This window comes from Marivita sp. S6314 (genome assembly GCF_023015985.1).
GTDB lineage: Bacteria > Pseudomonadota > Alphaproteobacteria > Rhodobacterales > Rhodobacteraceae > Marivita.
The window spans coordinates 608,951-627,538 of the sequence record NZ_JALKAO010000003.1; the positions used below are offsets into that span (position 1 = coordinate 608,951).

At 59.4% G+C, this 18,588-nt stretch carries 22 protein-coding genes; 13 read left to right on the forward strand and 9 right to left on the reverse strand.

Annotated features, from left to right (window positions below):
• Positions 1-10: 10 nt before the first annotated feature.
• The 3 genes from MWU54_RS11590 (at position 11) to MWU54_RS11600 (ending at position 1,742) form a co-directional block, all read left to right on the forward strand.
• Positions 11-1,117: an alanine racemase gene (locus tag MWU54_RS11590; RefSeq protein ID WP_247083610.1), complete on the forward strand. Its 1,107-nt coding sequence runs from the start codon at positions 11-13 to the stop codon at positions 1,115-1,117.
• 48 nt (positions 1,118-1,165) lie between these two features.
• The gene (locus tag MWU54_RS11595) at positions 1,166-1,357 is read left to right on the forward strand and encodes a hypothetical protein (RefSeq protein WP_247083612.1); all 192 of its coding nucleotides are present in this window, start codon (positions 1,166-1,168) and stop codon (positions 1,355-1,357) included.
• A gap of 103 nt (positions 1,358-1,460) precedes the next feature.
• Complete coding sequence (locus MWU54_RS11600) at positions 1,461-1,742, forward strand: hypothetical protein (RefSeq protein ID WP_247083614.1); 282 nt, start codon at positions 1,461-1,463, stop codon at positions 1,740-1,742.
• Positions 1,743-1,896: 154 nt separating this feature from the next.
• On the opposite strand, the gene MWU54_RS11605 is transcribed toward MWU54_RS11600, so the two are convergent.
• The 5 genes from MWU54_RS11605 to MWU54_RS11625 form a co-directional block, all read right to left on the reverse strand.
• Entirely contained in the window at positions 1,897-4,329 is a 2,433-nt protein-coding gene (locus MWU54_RS11605) for an FAD-dependent oxidoreductase (protein WP_247083616.1), read from the reverse strand.
• A 9-nt stretch (positions 4,330-4,338) separates the two neighbouring features.
• A complete protein-coding gene (locus MWU54_RS11610) occupies positions 4,339-5,214 on the reverse strand; it encodes a choline kinase family protein (protein ID WP_247083618.1) in 876 nt (291 codons plus the stop codon).
• On the reverse strand, positions 5,211-7,202 hold the full coding sequence (locus MWU54_RS11615) for an ABC transporter permease subunit (RefSeq protein ID WP_247083627.1): 1,992 nt from the start codon (positions 7,200-7,202) through the stop codon (positions 5,211-5,213). Before MWU54_RS11615 ends, MWU54_RS11610 begins: the two co-directional genes overlap by 4 nt.
• The gene (locus MWU54_RS11620; protein ID WP_247083629.1) at positions 7,202-8,215 is read right to left on the reverse strand and encodes a betaine/proline/choline family ABC transporter ATP-binding protein; all 1,014 of its coding nucleotides are present in this window, start codon (positions 8,213-8,215) and stop codon (positions 7,202-7,204) included. Before MWU54_RS11620 ends, MWU54_RS11615 begins: the two co-directional genes overlap by 1 nt.
• Positions 8,216-8,333: 118 nt before the next feature.
• Complete coding sequence (locus MWU54_RS11625) at positions 8,334-9,266, reverse strand: ABC transporter substrate-binding protein (RefSeq protein WP_247083631.1); 933 nt, start codon at positions 9,264-9,266, stop codon at positions 8,334-8,336.
• 199 nt (positions 9,267-9,465) lie between these two features.
• Here MWU54_RS11625 and MWU54_RS11630 point away from each other — a divergent pair, with 199 nt between their 5' ends.
• A complete protein-coding gene (locus tag MWU54_RS11630; protein ID WP_247083634.1) occupies positions 9,466-10,236 on the forward strand; it encodes an inositol monophosphatase family protein in 771 nt (256 codons plus the stop codon).
• Positions 10,233-11,003 (forward strand): DeoR/GlpR family DNA-binding transcription regulator, encoded by a 771-nt coding sequence (locus MWU54_RS11635; RefSeq protein WP_247083636.1) that lies wholly within the window; start codon positions 10,233-10,235, stop codon positions 11,001-11,003. Before MWU54_RS11630 ends, MWU54_RS11635 begins: the two co-directional genes overlap by 4 nt.
• Positions 11,004-11,058: 55 nt before the next feature.
• On the opposite strand, the gene MWU54_RS11640 is transcribed toward MWU54_RS11635, so the two are convergent.
• Positions 11,059-12,060 carry an AraC family transcriptional regulator gene (locus tag MWU54_RS11640; RefSeq protein ID WP_247083638.1) on the reverse strand — a complete coding sequence of 334 codons (1,002 nt, stop codon included), beginning with the start codon at positions 12,058-12,060 and terminating at the stop codon, positions 11,059-11,061.
• Between the two features lie 221 nt (positions 12,061-12,281).
• Between MWU54_RS11640 and MWU54_RS11645 the strand changes: the two genes are divergently transcribed.
• The 4 genes from MWU54_RS11645 to MWU54_RS11660 all read left to right on the forward strand — a co-directional run bounded on the left by MWU54_RS11645 (position 12,282) and on the right by MWU54_RS11660 (position 14,356).
• Positions 12,282-12,782: a hypothetical protein gene (locus tag MWU54_RS11645; protein ID WP_247083641.1), complete on the forward strand. Its 501-nt coding sequence runs from the start codon at positions 12,282-12,284 to the stop codon at positions 12,780-12,782.
• A 112-nt stretch (positions 12,783-12,894) separates the two neighbouring features.
• Positions 12,895-13,398, forward strand: a complete 504-nt coding sequence (locus tag MWU54_RS11650) for a hypothetical protein (protein WP_247083651.1) — start codon at positions 12,895-12,897, stop codon at positions 13,396-13,398.
• Positions 13,399-13,403: 5 nt separating this feature from the next.
• Positions 13,404-13,931, forward strand: a complete 528-nt coding sequence (locus MWU54_RS11655; protein WP_247083653.1) for a hypothetical protein — start codon at positions 13,404-13,406, stop codon at positions 13,929-13,931.
• 8 nt (positions 13,932-13,939) lie between these two features.
• Positions 13,940-14,356, forward strand: coding sequence for a hypothetical protein (locus tag MWU54_RS11660; protein ID WP_247083655.1), 417 nt, complete (start codon positions 13,940-13,942; stop codon positions 14,354-14,356).
• 38 nt (positions 14,357-14,394) lie between these two features.
• On the opposite strand, the gene MWU54_RS11665 is transcribed toward MWU54_RS11660, so the two are convergent.
• Together MWU54_RS11665 and MWU54_RS11670 are read right to left on the reverse strand one after the other, a co-directional pair.
• Entirely contained in the window at positions 14,395-15,042 is a 648-nt protein-coding gene (locus MWU54_RS11665; RefSeq protein WP_247083657.1) for a hypothetical protein, read from the reverse strand.
• 24 nt (positions 15,043-15,066) lie between these two features.
• On the reverse strand, positions 15,067-15,381 hold the full coding sequence (locus MWU54_RS11670; protein ID WP_247083661.1) for a hypothetical protein: 315 nt from the start codon (positions 15,379-15,381) through the stop codon (positions 15,067-15,069).
• Positions 15,382-15,648: 267 nt separating this feature from the next.
• On the opposite strand from MWU54_RS11670, the gene MWU54_RS11675 reads away from it, so the two are divergent.
• The 4 genes from MWU54_RS11675 to MWU54_RS11690 all read left to right on the forward strand — a co-directional run bounded on the left by MWU54_RS11675 (position 15,649) and on the right by MWU54_RS11690 (position 17,746).
• Positions 15,649-15,909, forward strand: coding sequence for a hypothetical protein (locus tag MWU54_RS11675; RefSeq protein ID WP_247083664.1), 261 nt, complete (start codon positions 15,649-15,651; stop codon positions 15,907-15,909).
• Between the two features lie 58 nt (positions 15,910-15,967).
• Entirely contained in the window at positions 15,968-16,642 is a 675-nt protein-coding gene (locus MWU54_RS11680) for a hypothetical protein (protein WP_247083667.1), read from the forward strand.
• An 85-nt stretch (positions 16,643-16,727) separates the two neighbouring features.
• A complete protein-coding gene (locus MWU54_RS11685) occupies positions 16,728-17,378 on the forward strand; it encodes a hypothetical protein (RefSeq protein WP_247083669.1) in 651 nt (216 codons plus the stop codon).
• A gap of 89 nt (positions 17,379-17,467) precedes the next feature.
• The gene (locus MWU54_RS11690) at positions 17,468-17,746 is read left to right on the forward strand and encodes a hypothetical protein (protein ID WP_247083672.1); all 279 of its coding nucleotides are present in this window, start codon (positions 17,468-17,470) and stop codon (positions 17,744-17,746) included.
• A 51-nt stretch (positions 17,747-17,797) separates the two neighbouring features.
• Here MWU54_RS11690 and MWU54_RS11695 read toward each other — a convergent pair whose 3' ends face one another.
• Positions 17,798-18,466: a L,D-transpeptidase gene (locus MWU54_RS11695; protein WP_247083684.1), complete on the reverse strand. Its 669-nt coding sequence runs from the start codon at positions 18,464-18,466 to the stop codon at positions 17,798-17,800.
• Positions 18,467-18,588: the final 122 nt, after the last annotated feature.

Consider the following 18,588-nt stretch of genomic DNA (forward strand, 5'->3'; position numbering starts at 1 on the left):
CTGTCCGCGCATGGATGTCGATCTGGAAAAGATACGCCACAACACACGGACGCTTGTCGACCGGTTGAAGGCACGCGGCATTCAGGTGACCGCAGTGACCAAGGCCGTGTGTGGTCATCCAGCCATCGCCCAAGCCATGCGGGACGGTGGCGCGATGGGTCTGGCCGAGGCGCGTTTGAGCAATGTGAAACGGTTGCGCCGGGCCGGAATTCTATGTCCGATCACTTTGATCCGCACACCAATGCTGAGCCAGGTCGACGACGTCGTGCAAGCGTGTGAGGCAAGCTACAACACGGAGGCATCCGTGATCGCAGCATTGGCCGCTGCGTCTCGCCGGCGCAACACGGTTCACGGTATTTTTCTGATGGTCGAAATGGGCGATCAGCGTGAAGGGATCAGGGCACAAGACGTGGGCAACATGGCCCGGCGAGTGGAGGCCATGCCCGGTGTGGCGCTCAAAGGCATCGGGGCGAATTTCGCCTGTCTGGGGGGCATTGCCCCGAAAGCAGCAAAGATGCAGGCTTTGTCTCGTCTTGCCTCTGAGGTCGAGCAGCAAAGTGGCACCGTCCTTCAGACGGTCTCTGGCGGCAACTCTGCAAACCTGCCATGGGCCTTAGGTGCGCAGGCGACGCACCGGATCAACGATCTGCGCCTTGGCGAAGCACTAATGCTTGGTGTCGATCCGATCACGGGGGCGCAGATTGATGGTCTGTATCAGGACGCTTTCACGCTTGTCGCCGAAGTGATCGAAACAGACGTCAAGCCCGTGCGCCTATGCGCAGGCAGGGCCGATCACCCCTTGGCACGGCTTCGGCCTGCCCGTGACCCTTCGGAGACCACGCGGTTGCTTCTTGCCATCGGGCATCAGGACACGAACGCGGCAGGCCTAAAAATGCCTGCGGGACAGACGCTTATCGGTGCAACTAGCGATCACCTTGTCATTGGTACGCATGATCCGACGCTCGGTGTCGGATCCGAAATGCGGTTTAACATCACCTATGGCGCCTTGATGCGCGCCATGGCCGCGCCGGATATTCAGATAAATCCGCACAAGACGCGATTGGGGCTAACCGCAAGCGATGCCCATGATAGAGGCAAACATCCGGCATTGGTTTGAAAGGTCACTTTCCAATGCGTGCCGACACACTCAAAAGGAAAATACCAATTGGCTAAGCTGACAAAGACAAGCGTGTTCAAGGCGCAAGGCCCCAAGGTGGAGACACCGATGGACAAGACAACCCGCATCGTTCGAAAGATGGTCGAAGAAGAGGCCGAGCAGCGACAAGCCAAGAACGACCGCCTCCGCAACGCGCGCCTCGAACGAGAAGCCAAGACCCCCACAAAGCCGTCGCGGTAGTGCATGTGACAGGTACACTTAGGACAGCGGCAAAGCGATAGCTTTCAAAGGCCCGCACGTTCCAGGCTTCAATGGCACCACGCCAAACGCGGAGACTTCATCGATGACGCACGCAGACGAGAGCACGACAAAAGCCCATTACATCTGTCAGACATATGTCGAACAGAAGACCAAGCGCGGCGGGCAGGCGGGCCTGAAGATTGACAAGCAATTTCAATACTCAACAGCCGCAGAAGCGCAGAACAGAGCCGAACGGGAAGCCCGGTCCGACGATTGCGCCGGCGCTGATGCCTATGTGATCAGCGAAGACCCCGACAGTGGCGAAGTCGGTTCACCAACCTTCCTGGTCCGGCTCGGGACCGTTCCGGACATTGATGACTTTTAGGATTCTGGGTCCGAGGCATAATCCCGCCAGGTTCCTTTGATACGACAAGCCTACCCCTGCAATGCCGATTGGATCGCTTATGATCAAGCGGGCGCCAGACCGTTTCGACCCGGCCCGTACCGAGACGCGTGCGCCCGCGTACACAGGCGTGCGATTAATACCGCACCCTGTCCATTCCGGGATCGTAAAGTGGACTCAGCGAGACATCGGCAGGCACGCGTGTTGTGGCGACCTCCAATTCATATGTTCCGCTTAGAACATAGTCCCGGTCGATTGCCGTATCGGCGCGCACGTAGCCCATGCCAATCGACCGTTCTAGAGCATGCCCGTACCCACCGGACGACAGCCAGCCGCACCTTTTACCGTTGCGGTAAATGGTTTCGCGGCCGGACAGGATGGTTGCGCCGTCCGTTGTAAAGGCCGCAAGCATCTTTTTGACGCCGCTGTCGCGCTGTGCGGCCACGGCATCGCGGCCCTTGAAGGGGATGTTTGACGTCAGTTTGACGGCCCAGCCCAAACCGGCTTCGTCTGGTGTGTGGTCCGGGCCGATGTCAGACGACCACGCGCGGTAGCCCTTTTCCAGTCGCAAGGTCTCGATCGCGCGGTATCCGGCATTGCGCAGCCCATGCTTGGCCCCGGCCTTGTGCACGGCGTCAAACACCGTCACCGCATATTCGGATGGCAGGTGCAGCTCCCAGCCCAATTCGCCGACATAGGTGATGCGCAACGCCTGAACCGGACATCCGGCGATGCCGATCTGGCGTGCCGTGGCGAAAGGATGCGTATCGTTTGACATATCCGCGCGCGTGACCGCTGACAGGATGTCCCGGGCCTTGGGACCGAACAGCGAAAGCACGGCATTGGAGGATGTCACATCGACAAGCTGTGCATTCATGCCGTCCGGTATGTTGCGTCGGATCCAATCGAAATCATGGGTGGCAAAGCCGGTTCCGGTGACAATGTAGTAGGCGTCATACGCGGTGCGCACGCAGGTCACGTCACATTCGATGCCGCCCTTGTCGTTCAGCATCTGGGTATAGATGATTGACCCCACTGGTTTGTCGACGCGGTTGGCTGCGATCCACTGCAACGCGGCTTCGGCGTCCGGGCCTTGCAGGACAAACTTGGCAAACGAGCTTTGGTCAAACAGCACGGCGGCCTCGCGCGCGGCCATGTGTTCGCGACCAACGGCAACGTGCCAGTTGGGGCGCTCAAACGTGTAGATATCGCGCGCCACTTCGCCATCTTCCGCGAACCAGTTGGGGCGTTCCCAGCCCAGTTTCTCACCAAACACAGCCCCGTGGGATGCGAGCCTGTCATAAAGCGGTGAGCGCCGACATGGGCGGCCACTTTCATGTTCCTCGGACGGCCACGCCATCGTGTAGTGTTTGCCGTAGGCCTCAAGCGTGCGGGTGCGCACCCAGTCAGTGTCGGTATGTGGCCTGCCAAAGCGGCGGATATCGACCGGCCACATGTCATAGGGGGGTGCCCCGTGTGTCACCCATTCGGCCAGCGCCATTCCGGCCCCACCACCGGCGGCAATGCCAAACGCGTTGAAACCCGCGCCCACAAAGACGTTTGCCATTTCGGGAGCCTCGCCAAGAATGAAGTTGCCATCCGGGGTGAAGCTTTCGGGGCCATTGATCAGCTGTTTGACACCCACGGTTTCCAGCTTGGGCACCCGGGGCAGGGCAAGGTCGATCAACTGTTCGAAATGGTCGAAGTTGGAGTCGAGAAGCTGGAAATCGAACGGATCGGGGATGCCATCCTTGGCCCAGGGAATGCCGTTGGGTTCATAGCCCCCCATGACCAGTCCTCCGACCTCTTCCTTGTAATAGGTCAACCTGTCGGGATCGCGCAGCGTCGGCAGGTCGGATGGCAGGCCAAACGCTTCGGTCAGCATGTATTGGTGTTCCACCGACACCAGTGGAACGGTCACGCCGATGGTTTTGGCCAGATCGCGGGTCCATTGCCCGCAGCACAGAACCAGTTTTTCACAGGCGATATCGCCATGTTCGGTCCGCACGCCGACCAGTTTTCCGCGCTCTGTCAGGATTTCCGTCACCGGGGTGTTTTCCCGGATCACAGCACCCTTGGCGCGGGCCCCTTTCGCCAGGGCCTGCGTGATATCCGACGGGCTGGCCTGACCGTCTGTTGGCAGGAATGCCGCGCCGACGATGTCGGAAATGTCCATGAGCGGCCATAATTCCTGCGCTTCCTGTGGTGTCAGCAGGTGCATATCAAGCCCGAAGGAATGTGCGGTTGTGGCCTGTCGTTTGACCTCGGTCCAGCGTTCCTGCGTGCAGGCCAGCCGCAAGCCTCCGTTCATCTTCCATCCGGTGGCAAGACCCGTCTCGTCCTCCAGCGTGTTATATAGTTCGATCGAATACCCCAACAGCTGCGTGATGTTGGCGTTTGAACGCAACTGCCCGACCAGCCCTGCCGCATGCCATGTCGACCCGGATGTCAGGGCGGCCTTTTCCAGAAGCAGAACCTCCTGACCCATCCGCGCGAGGTGATATGCGGTCGAGCAACCAACGATGCCGCCACCGATGATGAGCGTCTGAGCAGAAGAAGGCAGCGTCATGGCGGATCCTTACGTGTTTTGGAAGTCTTGCAGGGCGGCATCGAACCGCGCCAGGTTTTCGGCGGTGTAGGCGGCGTAATCAAAGTCCAGTTCGGAATGGATCTCCGAGGTCATGGACCAAAGGGCTTCGCGCATCAGGGATGTGCATTTCATCGCCTGATAGGCGCGCCAATGGGTCGATGCGGGGGCGTCGAAATACTGCTCCAGCATCGCGGCCTCCTGCGCTTCGGAAAACCCGTTATTCCCCGCCAGCCCGGCCAGATCGAACAGTGGCGTGTTGAACCCGCCATATTCCCAGTCGATCAGCCAAAGCTGCGTCCCATCGTCGAGGATATTCGCCGCCAACAGATCATTGTGCCCGATCACCAGCGTGACGGCGCCGGTTGCCGCTTCCAGACTGTCCAGTTGCCGCATCAACGCGGGCAGCTTGGCACTGTGGCCCGAGCCATCCGACCGCAAGCGCGTTGCGTAGGTGCGGTTCACCTGAAAGGGCCAGAAGGTCAGGACCGGGGTCGTCAGATGGCTTCCCAGCGCGTGATGCGTGGTTTTCAGAAGATCGACGATGCGCGGCACGTTGCACGGGTCGCGGGCCATCTCCTCGTCAAAGGTCTGCGCCTCGATGAACTCCAGTACCAGAACACCGGGTTCGTGGTGATGCACCGCGGGCGATACGCCCGCCGCCTCAGCCGCGCGGCTGAGGGCCAGTTCATTCCAGCGCAGCACGCCATGTTCGGGAATATCCTCGCCCAACCGTACAACAAAGCGGCGGTCACCGTCCGTCACCCGGAGGTTTACATTGGTGATCCCGCCACTGAGCGGTTCAATCTGGGTCGGGTTGTCAAAACATGACAGCTTGGCCCCGCGGGTGATGGCATCTTGTGTCATAGACCCAACCTTTTCTTCTGAGTGTCTGACAAGGCATGAACGATCCGGTCCGCAATGATCGCGATGAAAGCCACGGACAGGCCCGCAACGATCCCTTGCCCGGCATTGGCCTTGGTCAGCGCGATATAGACTTCCTGACCCAGATCACGCGTGCCGACCAGCGCGGTGATGACCAGCATCGACAGGGCCAGCATGATGGTCTGGTTCACCCCCAACAAAAGCTGCGGCGTCGCCAAAGGCAGTTTCACCCGCCACAAAAGCTGTCGCGGTGTGCATCCCGCCATTTTCCCGGCTTCGAGCAGTTGCGGCGGCACTTCCCGGATCCCGTGTGCGGCATAGCGCACGGCAGGGGCCAGCGCGTACAATACCACCGCGATCATGGCGCTGAAATCGCCCACCCGGAACAGCATCACGACCGGGATCAGGTACACGAAAGACGGCAGGGTTTGCAGCGTGTCCATGAGCCCCAAGATCACCCGACCGGCGCCCGGTTTCTGCGCGGCCCAGATGCCCAATGGTGTCCCGATCAGCACCGCGATGAACACCGACACACCGCAAAGATACAGCGTGACCATCGCCTTGCCCCAAAGGCCCGAGGCGGCAATGAACCCCATCATCAGCGCAGCGGCGACACCCAGCTTCCATCCCGCGACACGCCAGGCGATCAGGCCGGTTGCGATAATCCCCCAGGCCCAGGGGATGCCGGAAAAGAACTTCTTGACCGGCAGCAGTAGCGTTGTCAGCAGCACCGTCTTGATGGCTTCAAGCGTGTCAAAGAAATTGACGTTGATCCACTCCATCCCATCCGACCAGAACCGCCCGGTGCTGATCTTCCAGTCATCGGGATAGCTTTGCACTGCGGGCAGGACCTGACCCAGAAGGAACGTGCCCAGCACGATCACCACAACGGTTGTTGTCCAGGGGTGGCGCTGCATCAAGGTGCCGGTGCGTGGATGCTGCATCCGGCGTTCGGAAAACGCCTGGCTGGCCCGGTCCAGCGCGATGGCCATCACGACGATAGCCAAACCCGCCTCAATCCCGCCCCCGATATCAAGCTTGCGCAGGCTTGCCAGAACATCGAACCCAAGCCCACCGGCACCGATCATCGACGCGATGATCACCATGTTCAGGGTCAGCATGATCACCTGATTGACCCCGACCATCAGGGTTGGTGTCGCCGCAGGGACCAGCACTTTCCATGTCATCTGGCGCTGCGTCGCCCCCATCATGCGACCGGCCTCAAGCAGTTCTTCGGGCACGCCGCGCAATGCCACGATGGTCACCCGGATCATGGGCGGCATGGCATAGATGACCGTTGCAACAAGAGCCGCCACCGGGCCAAATCCGAAGAGGATGAGGATGGGCACCAGATAGGCAAAGACCGGCACGGTTTGCATCAGGTCCAATACTGGCCGCAGCATCCTGTCGACCCACGCAGACCGATAGGCCAGGATGCCAAGCCCCAAACCACCCACCGCACCGATGGGAACGGCCACAAGAACCGATGCCAGCGTGATCATTGCGCTGTCCCACTGGCCGAACACGGCCAGATACAGGAAACATGCGCCGACCAGGGCGGCCAGAGCCCAATCGCGTGCGTAATGCCCGATGGCGACAGCGATGGCGATCACCGCGATCCAGCTGAGCGACGGAGCCACTTGTACGGCTGTATCGCCTATTCCGGATTGAAAGCCTTCGATCAACAGGTTTCGCAGGAACTGATAGGGCTGTTCGATCACCCACGCGATGGCGCGGGTCAGGTCCCGGAACGTGAACAGCCCAAAGTTCGCGGCGTTGACCAGCCAGTCAAGAAAACCGCTGATCACCGTGTCGGTGTTGAGCTGGTACTGGCTTGGGAAGCGGATGATCCAGCGCGCGTCCAGAGCCTTGTATATCTGAAACGAATACTGTGACAGCGCCCACGTAACCGCGAACAGACCTACCCAGAAAAGCCGCGCGCGGGTGATATGACGCGATAGCGCTTGCATCAGCCCCGCCCGACCAGAACGTCGATCACGGCACGTGCCGTGATCTGGCCGATGACCTTGCCGTCCTGCATCACCTTGAACGGTGCATCCGCGCGCTCGACCTGATCGGCGATCGACTCGATGGTTGCGTTATGGGCCACTTCACCGGCAAAGCTGTCACTTGTCGCGGGTTCCATCCGGCTTTTGGCGCGGATCACCTTGGCGCGGGCCACGTGTTTGGTGAAGTCGGCGACATAGTCGGTCGCGGGGTTCTGAACCAGATCTTCCGGCGTGGCAATTTGTTCGATCACGCCGTCTTTCATCACCGCGATCCTGTCAGCAAGGCGAATGGCCTCGTCAAAGTCATGTGTTATGAAGACGATTGTTTTTTTGAGCATGTTTTGCAGCCGCAGGAATTCATCCTGCATTTCGCGGCGGATCAGCGGATCAAGGGCGGAAAACGGTTCGTCCAAAAACCATAGATCGGGTTCGACGATCAGGCTGCGTGCGATGCCCACACGCTGCTGCTGGCCGCCGGACAATTCGCGCGGGTAACAGCCTTCGCGCCCTTCCAGTCCGACAAGGTCAATCACGGTCTTCGCGCGTGCAAGACGGGCTGCGCGTTCCACCCCTTGGATTTCAAGCGGAAAGGCGACGTTCTCCAGAACGGTCAGATGCGGCATCAGCGCGAATTGCTGAAACACCATACCCATTTTCTTGCGCCGGATTTCGATCAGTTCGGCATCGGACGCGCGCAGGAGGTCGCGGCCATCAAACTCGATTTCGCCCGAGGTGGGTTCAACCAAGCGGGACAGGCAGCGAACCAAGGTGGATTTGCCCGAGCCGGACAAACCCATGATGACAAAGATCTCTCCTTGTAGGATCTGCACGTTTGCATCGCGCACGGCGCCAATCACATTGGCCTGTGCCAAGGCCGCCGCATCTGGCACGCGACCTTGCGCCAACAAGGCGTCGGCTCCTGTCCCGTAAAGCTTCCACACGTGGCGGCAATCGAGAATGACGGATTTATCCATGCGGACCTCGGGCGCAGCTGTCACAAGCCGGGTCAGACCGGCGCGAAAGCTGGGGTGGAACGGTGATCAGGTGGGACCGGACGCAGCTACACGCAGCGCCCGGTGCGGATCAGCGGGTTTATTGCGCGATCCAGCCTTTCCAGGCGGATTCATTGTCAGCCATCCAAGCCGCAACAACCTCTTCCACGGATTTGCCGTTCAGATCGACATCCGCCACCATGGCGCCCATGTCTTCATTCGAGATATTGAAGTTCTCGATCACCTTCGCCGCGCCGGGCCACTGATCGGGCAAACCCGCCCAGGCGGCTTTCCAGATCGGGCCGGTTGGTTTGCCGCAATCATACGCGGCGTTGGGGTTAATGCCGACCGACGGGTCGTTGTAGCATTCGGCCGAATATTTCGGGAATTCAACAAAGCTGCCGTCGTATTTCGCCGGTGCCCAGTGTGGGGCATAAACCCAAAGGACAATCGGATCCTGACGCTGATACGCCGCTTCAAGTTCGGCAAACAGCGCCGCATCCGTGCCGGCATGGACCACTTCGAAATCCAGGCCCAACGCCTCGACCCGTTCTTCGTCAAACCCGCCCCATGTGACGGGACCACCCAGATACCGCCCCAGGGGGGCTGTTTCGGCTGTGGCAAATTCCTGCGCGCAATCGTTCAGAGCTTCCCAGTTCGGCAGCCCCGGGCATCGCTCTTCCATGTAGGCGGGGTACCACCATTCCTCGATGGCCAGCATGCCGGTTTCGCCCATGTTCACCACATTGCCCGATGCAACCGCTTCGTCGAGCGCTTCGCGTCCGGTGGTTTCCCAGATTTCCATCGCCAGATGCAGATCACCGGTTTTGAGCCCCGCAAACTGCGCAATGTAGTCGGCCTGCACATATTCGATGTTGTTGCCCGCTTCTTTCAGGACTTCTCCCATCAGGGTCGTTGTAATCAACTGACCCGACCAATCATGCAGCGTGAGCTTGATGGGGTCGCTGGAATCCTGCGCCAGCACAGGGGTCGCGGCAAGGCAAGCAGCAGTCAGGACGGACAGGTGTTTCATGTGATGTCTCCCTTTGGGTGCCGGCGCTTTGGTTAAAAAAACTTGGGGTGACGCGTCGGCTTGGTGGGAATACTCACCGACAACAGTTGTTCAAATCAACAAAAATCAACAAATGATATTAGAAATTGTCGTTTTCAATTGCGAGATGCTCAAGATATGGTCACATCAAGGAGACCTTTCGACAGGTGCGAATTTGCCTATGACCGACCTGCAAACCCGACTCGAGGCCGCCCAGAGAATCGCACGGGACGCGGCATCCGTGGCGATGGCGCATTTCCGACAGCCGCTGGATGTGACCGCGAAATCCGATGACAGCCCGGTCACAATCGCTGATCAGGCCACCGAACGCGCAATCCGCAGCGCGCTGGGCACCGCCTTTCCCGGTGAGACGATATTCGGCGAAGAGTTCGGCCAGAGCGGGTCGCACGAGGATATGTGGATCGTTGATCCCATCGACGGCACGCGGTCCTTCATCACCGGATTGCCGCTTTTCGGGATGCTGCTGGGCTATGTGTCGGGCGATGGTCCTCAGGTTGGTGTGATCAACATGCCTGCGCTGAACGAACTCTATGCCGGTGCGCGCGGTCTTGGGGCAACGCTCAATGGACAGCGCGTGTCGGTGTCCGGATGCACGTCATTGTCGGAAGCGCGGTTGTTCCTGAACGAGGCTGACAAGATGGCCGTTGAGACGCCTGACATATTCGCGCGTCTGGTCACGGCAGGAGGCCTGCGCAGGCTTGGCGCGGATTGTTATCCGCATGCGCTGGTGGCCAGTGGTCATGCGGATGCGGTGGTTGACTACGGGCTTCAGCCATATGATTACCTGCCCGTCGCGGCGGTGGTCGAAGCCGCCGGCGGGGTGATGACGGATTGGCAGGGCAATACATTGACGCTGCAGTCCGATGGCCGAACCCTGACCGCCGCAACACCGGATTTGCACGCAGAGCTACTGGAACTGGTTCACACATGACCACGCCAACGTCGAAATACAGCGAGGAAATCCTGCGTCGTGTCGACATGATGGGCACGGTGACGGTGCAGGAACTGTCGCAACTCATGGGGGTGTCGGACCAGACCATTCGCCGCGTGACCCGGCCCTTGGCCGAACGCGGTGCCTTGAACAAGGTGCATGGCGCTTTGGTGTCCACCAAGTCCGCGCTTGATCCGCCGTTTCTGTCGCGGATGACGCTCAACCGCGAGGCCAAGATCGCCATAGCCAACACGGTTGCATCCATGATCAAGGACGGTGACAGCCTGATTATCGACACCGGGTCGACCTCGGCCTTTATCGCGCAAATGCTGCGTGATCGCCGCGAATTGACGGTTGTGACAAATTCCGCCTTTGTCGCCAGCACGCTTGCGATGATCCCGGGCAACAACGTGTCGATGGCGGGCACGCAACTGCGTGATCACGACGGGGCGTCGTTTGATCGGTCGGCCTTTCAGGTGGTTGAGCGTGCCAAGGTCGAGTACTGCGTCCTTTCGGCCTCAATGGCGCATCCCGAAAACGGATTTCTGGTGCATGAACAATGCGAAGTGGACATGGCCTTTGCCATGATGGACAGCGCGGCGCGGTCGATCATGGCGGTGGATGCGTCCAAGTTTCAGCCGCAATCGCGCAAACCCGCCCTTCGCCAACCGGATCTGAAAAAGGGCGATATCCTTGTCACGGACCTGGATCCGCCCGAAACCTTCCGCGCGGCATTGGCGCATCTTGATATCCGGGTTGCCCGGTAATCCTCTGGCAGCAGGCGTTGTTACGATGTGCATTCAGCCGGTGCGGGTCCTGTGATTACTGGAGGAACTCCGTTTTCGACAGGCGGGCGCGACATTCGGTTGGTGTCATCTCGAATGTCTTGTGGAAGACGCGGTTGAAGTAGGAAATGTCATTGAACCCGCAATCCAGCGCGATCCATCCGATTTGATGATCCCGAAGGCGCGGGTCGGTTAACCTTTCCCACGCGGTTTCCAGCCGAACGTCGCGCAGCAAGGTGGAAAAGGTGGTCCCGCTTTCCGCCAGAATCTTGCGAATGTAGCTTTCCGAGACATGCATCGACCGGACGAGATCGGCCATCCGGTAATCCGGGTTGCAGGCGTTGCGCCGGATTTCGGCGCGCGCATGTTCAAGGCGGGCCGCCCGGATGCCGTGTTCCTGCGCATGGTGCCAGGCATCGCGATGCGCGCCGATGGCAAGGGCGGCGAGGTCAAGAAGATGATCCTGCACGACCGGTCCCAGATCCGCACTGAGCGGTGTCGCGGTGTTCATGATGGACTGGCAATACCCCAGCAGAAGCCGGAGCGTCTGATCCGCGTGCGGCACAACGCTGATGGACAGCCGGTCGACGTCTGCGAGGCGGCTGGACAATCGATCCACCGGCAAAGCCAATGTCACGAAGTGACCCGGCTTCATCCGGGTCTGACCGATTTCGTTCGAGCGCCGCACAAGACACGCGCCCGGCTGTACGGTTTCATCGAACGATCCCAGTTCGGCGCGGATGACGCGGGTGCGGGGGATCAGCAGCACAATATTGTCATTGCCATCCTGAAGCAGAGTTTTTGTCCGGGCAAAGGCCATCGAACTGATGTCGCCAACGCCGATGGACGCGTCACCAAGCATCTGGAACGTGGCGTCGTAGTGCAGGGGATCGTCGTCGAGCGGTTCCATGTCCAGTCGGACAAACTTCTGTCCGAACTCTTCCCGCCAAAGCGCAATGCGATCGGGCGCAGGAATGGTGTCCGTTGAAAAACGAAAACGGGGCGTTGGGAAAACGCGGATTTCGGCATGTGAATTCATTGCAATACAAGTGTCCAAAAAGCTTTGGCCCACCAAGGATGCGCGAATAAACCCATACTTGGCAGGCTCTATTCAATGCCGAACGATACCATCTTTGTCCTGACTCGTCCAAGCTGGAATATCGCGCCGTCCAAGCGGATACGGAGCATCCTGATAGGATGCACCCCATACGCGTTCCGAAACGCGCAAAACGCACCGCATTTTTTGAGATGGAGAGAAACATGCCGAATAATGTCTCACGACGTTTTGTGGGTCTGTCACTTGTGGTTGCAGCAACCATTCTTTGGACCGCGCCAGTACATGCTGCGGACCCGAAAAAGACGGGTGAGCAGATCTACCAGATCTATGTCGACACGATGTCCCGGTCCAACGCGGTCCTTGCCGACACACCAGCTCCGTCGCCCGAAATCGCGGCTCAGCTTGATGCCATCAAGGAGGACGCCATTACCGAACTCGTCGCCCTTGGGCGGGACGTTGCTGACATGAGCGATGCTGATCGTGCAACGGTCGAAGCTGTGGTCAGCAGTTCGGTGTCATCCATTCACCGCAATTCGGATACCAAGCAGGTCTATGCCGACTATCAGGCGGTGTGGGGCGCATATGTTGGCGGCGACCGGGATTTCTTTGACAGGATCAAATCGCTCAATATCCTGACACAATATGCGTTTTTTGATCTGCTGCGGAAACAGGCCCCGAAAGAGGCGGATCGGCTTGGCGTTTGATGCAGGAGACGTGACAAACGTGCGCACGGGGGGAGGAGGTGACCTCTTGTGGAATAGGGCGCTGCCTAAGGGTGTGCTGACAGTGTGGCGGCGTGCTTGCGTCGCGGCCCTGATGGGCGTTTGTGCCATCCCGGTCCAAGCCTTGGGTCTGGATGATCTGGTGCCGTCCGCGCCGAGTGATGGCGCGTGTTGGGACCACAGTTATTCGGATGCACACCTGTCGCGCCATCCCAAGCAAAAGGTCACTGAAATTCGGTTCCATTTGCAGCAGTGGCAGGGCGATTACGGCTTTACCATTGATGTTGCGACACGAGAACGCGCGGGAACCGTGATTGGCATCTGCGATGCAGATCATGACGGCGCGATTGTTTGTGACGTTGCTTGCGATGTTGGCACCGTGCTGTTGCGACCGTCCGGAGACAGCGGCGCGCTCCTGCTGGAAATCGGCCCGTCCGGCCGCCTGCATGTCAACGCGCGATGTGACGGGGATGGCGGCGCGGCACCGTTTCTGCTGGATTCTCAGCCCGACGATCAACTGTTCCTGCTACACCCGCGACCTGCGCGCGCTTGTACGGTCGCGCCGTTCAAGCCATTCTTGGATCACCGGGGAGACTGAGCGAGATGGCCAAGACCCAACACCTTTGTGCGCTGAGTGCATTGCTGATTGGCATAAGCAGCGCACTGGTGGCTCAGCCACTGGAAACCCTGCTCGCGCCAATTCCCGGCAGCTTTGCCTGCTGGCAACGCAGCTATTCCGACACGCATCTGGCCGCGCATCCCCGTCAGAAAGTCACTCGGATGCATTTCGGCATGAGCTATTACGAAATGGATCATCACAAAGCCGGCAAAGGCGAGCATGCGTTTTCCGTCGATGTTGAAACGCGGGAACGACGCGGGTCGGCCGGGGGGCTGTGTCACACGAATGCGCAGGGCAGGGTGATCTGCGCGGTCGAGTGTGATGGTGGTATTCTGAGCGTGCGAAACTCAGGATCAGAAGGATCCGTTCTTGTAGGGCTGGACTGGGGTCGGCTCAGCCTGTCGGAATGCGGCAGCGAGACACCGTTCGAATTGTCCGCAGAACCGGATGACAAGCTGTTCCTGCTCCATCCCGTTGCCTGCCCGGATGACGACGCCACCGACGGCGAATAGGGGCAGGTATGGGGCGTCTTTGGCAGGTGTTCTCGGGGCCGGACGCTTTGGAGAACCAACCTGATGACAGGTATACATCGCCCTGGACCTATCCGGCGCAGGTGCGCATTCCAATGGAGCATTGGCAAGCCATCATCGCCTTCGCCCGAGCGCGTGAAGATACCGATGCGGATTTTCTGGAACGCATGTCCGTTTTGGATGGCGCGTCCTTTGATCCGGGTACACTGACCCGGTTTGTCAGACTACTTGAGACATTGGCAAACGCCGTTACAGACGCGCCTCGCTTGACGCCAGACACCGCTGATCCGGGGATCATTCCCGAACCCATGCCGAACACCTCTCATGCGCAGATGTTGCGTGATGTCGCGCGGCTCATCGCGCGGACGAAGAGGATCGGGGCTGCATTCGACAGTTGGGTGGAATGATCCGCACGTGCTTGTGACGGCAGAATTGCGTTGGACCATCATGATTTGTCGATTGTGATCTGAACATTCCGGGCCGTGCCATCCGGCGCTCTGAGCAACAGAAAAAAGTCACCGGCAAGCGGGATCAGGTTCGCGGTGAACGGATGCGCCGCGCCTGCCGGAATGTCTGTTACGGTGTAGCCTTTCAGGATCAGACCGTCTTCGGGCGGTGGCGCGTTGCGAACCGGGTCATCAACCAGCACAGCGGCCAGTTTCCACAGGTCCACATCGACATAGCTGTAGACCTCAACCCGGCCCTCGCCGGACAGTATGTTGCCTGAGACCTGAATTTTCCGACCGTAGTAAAGCGAATTGTCGGTGCTCGCGAGCTTCAGTCGAAACCGCCCGTCCAGTTGGTCCAGTGTCATCGATCCGCTGACGCTTGCTGCGCCGGAATTCGAAAAGCGGGTCGCCAACCGTCCCTTGACGCCGCGCGCGGCGCCGTCGCTGCCGGGAGGCGCTTCGACAAAGCCGCTTTTCAAATAATTGGCCTTGAAGGCCAGCGCCTGACACCACTGGCGATCATGCGAGGACAGGCGGGTGTTGTCGTTGAAATCCGTGCAGTCAGGGGCGGCAAAGGCAGATGTGCCAATCGACAAAACGCCCGCAAGGCAAACCCGTTTGAGCAAAGGCACTGCTGTCATCATTCTGCCGCCCCCCGATCACGTGGTCTACAGCTTACCACATAGAAACCGATCCGATCCTTCTTCTTCGGCGAAGATCACGGTGATCATCCGGCAGTTTCCGGGCTTGTCGGGGAACATGGCTGACGGTTTCATGTAGCTCCAGGCGATGCAGCCTTCGCTGGCCTTGTCCATACAGGCCGCTTCGCAGTCCGCCGCTGTTTGTGTTTCAAACATTGGCCCAATGGCGTCCGCCGGGGTGAGCGAACAGTTCTTGTATTTCGAGTCGTCGGCCAAAGCGGCCGAACCGGCCATGGCAAGCATTGCGGCGGCAAGCGGTGTCAGAAGGCATTTCAGCGTCATGGTCTGTGTCCTGTTATGGTTGTACTTCCCTCAGATTATCGCCTGTTTCGGCGTCAGGCTTGGACTGGACGCTCCCATCGCTTGTCCAAAAGAGGACTGGCGGGTTCGCGGCACGACAAAAGCGTCCGCATGCCGCCACTTCCCGGGGCGCGAATTGTCCAACCACTTTGATCGTGGAGTCCAAGACCCGGCAATGTGCCAGCCCTAAACTGCTCGCTGACTATTGGCGCGCGCGCCAAAACATCAGTGCAAAGAAAGGGATGTACAATGACATCACACGCGAACGGGATGTTCGTCTGCATCACGGTGCTGCTGGCCGCTGGACCGGTGGCGGCGCAAGACAATGACGTCGTGGCGGCGATGATTGCCGAAGGTGCGCCTGCGGCGATGGCGAACTGCATGGTGGAACAGCTTGGCGATGACGCCGAACGACTGTTCACGGCAAGCGACGATGAACTGACCGAGGCAGACACGGAAACCCTGATGGCCGCGCTTGAGGCCTGCAGTGACGTGGATGCGGGTGAGTAGCCTCAGGGCCTGCAAATTGGCTAATAATCGGATGATGGCCGTTTTGGCGATCTGCAGTATGACCCCTGTGGCCATGGCCGAGGAGGCGCGCTTCACACCATCTGAACTGCTTGTCGCCTACAGCCAATGGCACAATCAACAGGTCACCATCGAAGCATATCCTGCGCTTTTCATGTCACCGGCGCGGTGGCAGGCAAAGCACATGGAGTTTGGCGCAACGCCACAGCCACAAACCCCGACCCTTGCCGTGTGCGATACACTGAATCCTCCCGGGAATGACCGCATCCGCAGCACGGATGTGGTGATCCTGCGGGCCACCGTCCTGCGCCGACAGGTTGCGCCGTCGCAGGACACACCGCATCGGATTCGCCTGTCAGAGTGCGAGGTTCTGAGCGTCGAAGCGCAGCCGTCACAGCACCCGGATGCGATCCCGCTCGACACTTTGCACAGGGCCATGTTCGACCTGATTGGGCAGACGGTTCGTGTGAGCGGGTTTTACTGGGGCAAAACCTGGTCTGAAGCAAGCGACCTGACGCGGCATGACCTTCAGGATACCGCTGAATTCCTTGGCCCCAAACCGGTCGCCTGTTTTCAGCAGGGCAATGTGGAGGCCCCTCAATTTGTTCTCGACAACCGCGCTGATGCGCAGAACGAAGGCCGGGTCGACCTGACTGCGTTCAGCCGCGCTGACCGCGTGGACCTTACCGATTGCCGGTTTGTCCGCGCCGAGTGATCCAAGGGTTGCCTTGCCGATGCACGACCCGTTTCATCTGAACGCAACAGCCATGGTAAGGACAAGCAAAGGACAGGAAATGACGATGCAAATCCCGACAGTCGCGCAACTATTCCCCATCATCCGGCTTGTTTTGTGCCTCATGGCCATTGCGGTTGTGCCGCAATCCGGCATCGCGCGCGGGGATCACACAAGCGCCAGTTTTGGTAAATGGCGTACGTTCTGCGACGCAGACCTGCAGTGCAGCGCGTACACATACACCGGCGTAGAGGGGAACCCGAATGGCGGCCACGTCTTTTCACTGGATCGCGCGCCAAAAGACGTAGGCTACACGATGTATCTGAGCCTGGATGGTGTTGAACCAAAGCTGTCTCTGGGCATGCATGCGAGTGTCATTCGCTACGGATACGATGAGGATCTGCTCCCGCATTTTGCGGCGGGTGATCTCATGCTGGACCGTGGGCCAACCTATCAGGGGGATTTGGGGCGCTACGATCTATACATGTCCGGCCCAACGGCCGAGGCGATCATGCAGCGATTGCGCCCGTCAGACATTCTGGATTTCGAATTCGGTGACTGCCAAAACGGCTTTCTGTTCGCCAATTTTCTGCTGGATGGGGTCACAGCGGCGCTAGCGTGGGTCGATACGCAACAAGGGCGCGCCCGTGGTAGCGTTGCTGTGGCAGACGTGAATCCAGATCGCCTGTCAGGTGATGCAAAGAACTGCGATCGTTAAACGTACGCAATCCCGACCGCCGCGGGTGGCTGGAACAGAAATCCAAAGCGTGTATAGTCGGTGCGGAATTGGTCATCAGGCACGGGTATATGAACACTATCAGACTATTAGCGGTAGGTGCTGTTGTGGCACTGGCCGGATGCGAGGCTCAGCCGATTTCAACCGGATCGTCTGGTGGCGCGACATACGCTCCATTGCCCGAACAGGTTCTGGCGATTGCGGCACCGAACCAGAATTTGAGCGCAGCGCGGCTTGATCCATCGGATGGCTGCTATTGGTACCGCTATGCCGGACCGGTCGAAACAACGTGGCTGCCGTTACGGACGGTGCAGGGCAACCCGATCTGCACGCGCCAGCCGGACATTTGATACGTCAAGTTTTGGGATAAATGGGCCCGTCCGCGACAGGCCCGCTATGGCTTATGTCCGGGCAAGCGCGTCTTCGGCCGGGTACAGGATTGCGGTCGATCCGGTCTGAACCGACTCGTAAAGATCAATGATGTGCGCCATCACCATGCGCACGCAGCCGGAACTGGCGCGTCCGCCAATCGACCCGGGTTCGGGTGTGCCGTGAATGCGCAGATAAGTGTCACGGTTACCGACATAGAGGTAGAGCGCGCGTGACCCCAAAGGATTGCTTGGCCCGCCATCCACGCCATCGGCATACCGCTCATACCGTTCAGGTTCGCGCTTCACCATGGCAGCCGTGGGTGTCCAGATCGGCCATTTGGCCTTGCGTCTGACCGTGTAGGTTCCGGCCTCGTAAAGATTGCCCCGTGCGATTGCCACGCCGTATCGCATCGCGGTTCCGCCTTCTTCGATATGATACAGGTATCGGGCCACCGCATCGACATGGATGTCGCCGGGCGTCAGGCCATCATTGGCCTGCACGCGAACCGGAAGAAAGCGGGGGTGGAACCCCCAGGGGTTTGACGTTGCCGGATCGTAATTGGCCGGCGTCACCTGGGAATCCCAGGTGGACCACATATCGCTGCGAGACACCGGTGCGGCCTGCGCCATTTGCGCAATCGGTCCGGAAAACAGCAGTGTTGAAGCGGCGATAAAGTGACGTCTTGTCAATTTGGTCATGCCTGGAATCCTTCGCGCATGTCGAAAATCAAAACCATTCTCGGGTTTTAATATCGAATTCCAAGCGCCGCGTCACGACCTTGTGGTGTCCTTATCGCGCGACACGAGCTGCGTTCACCAAG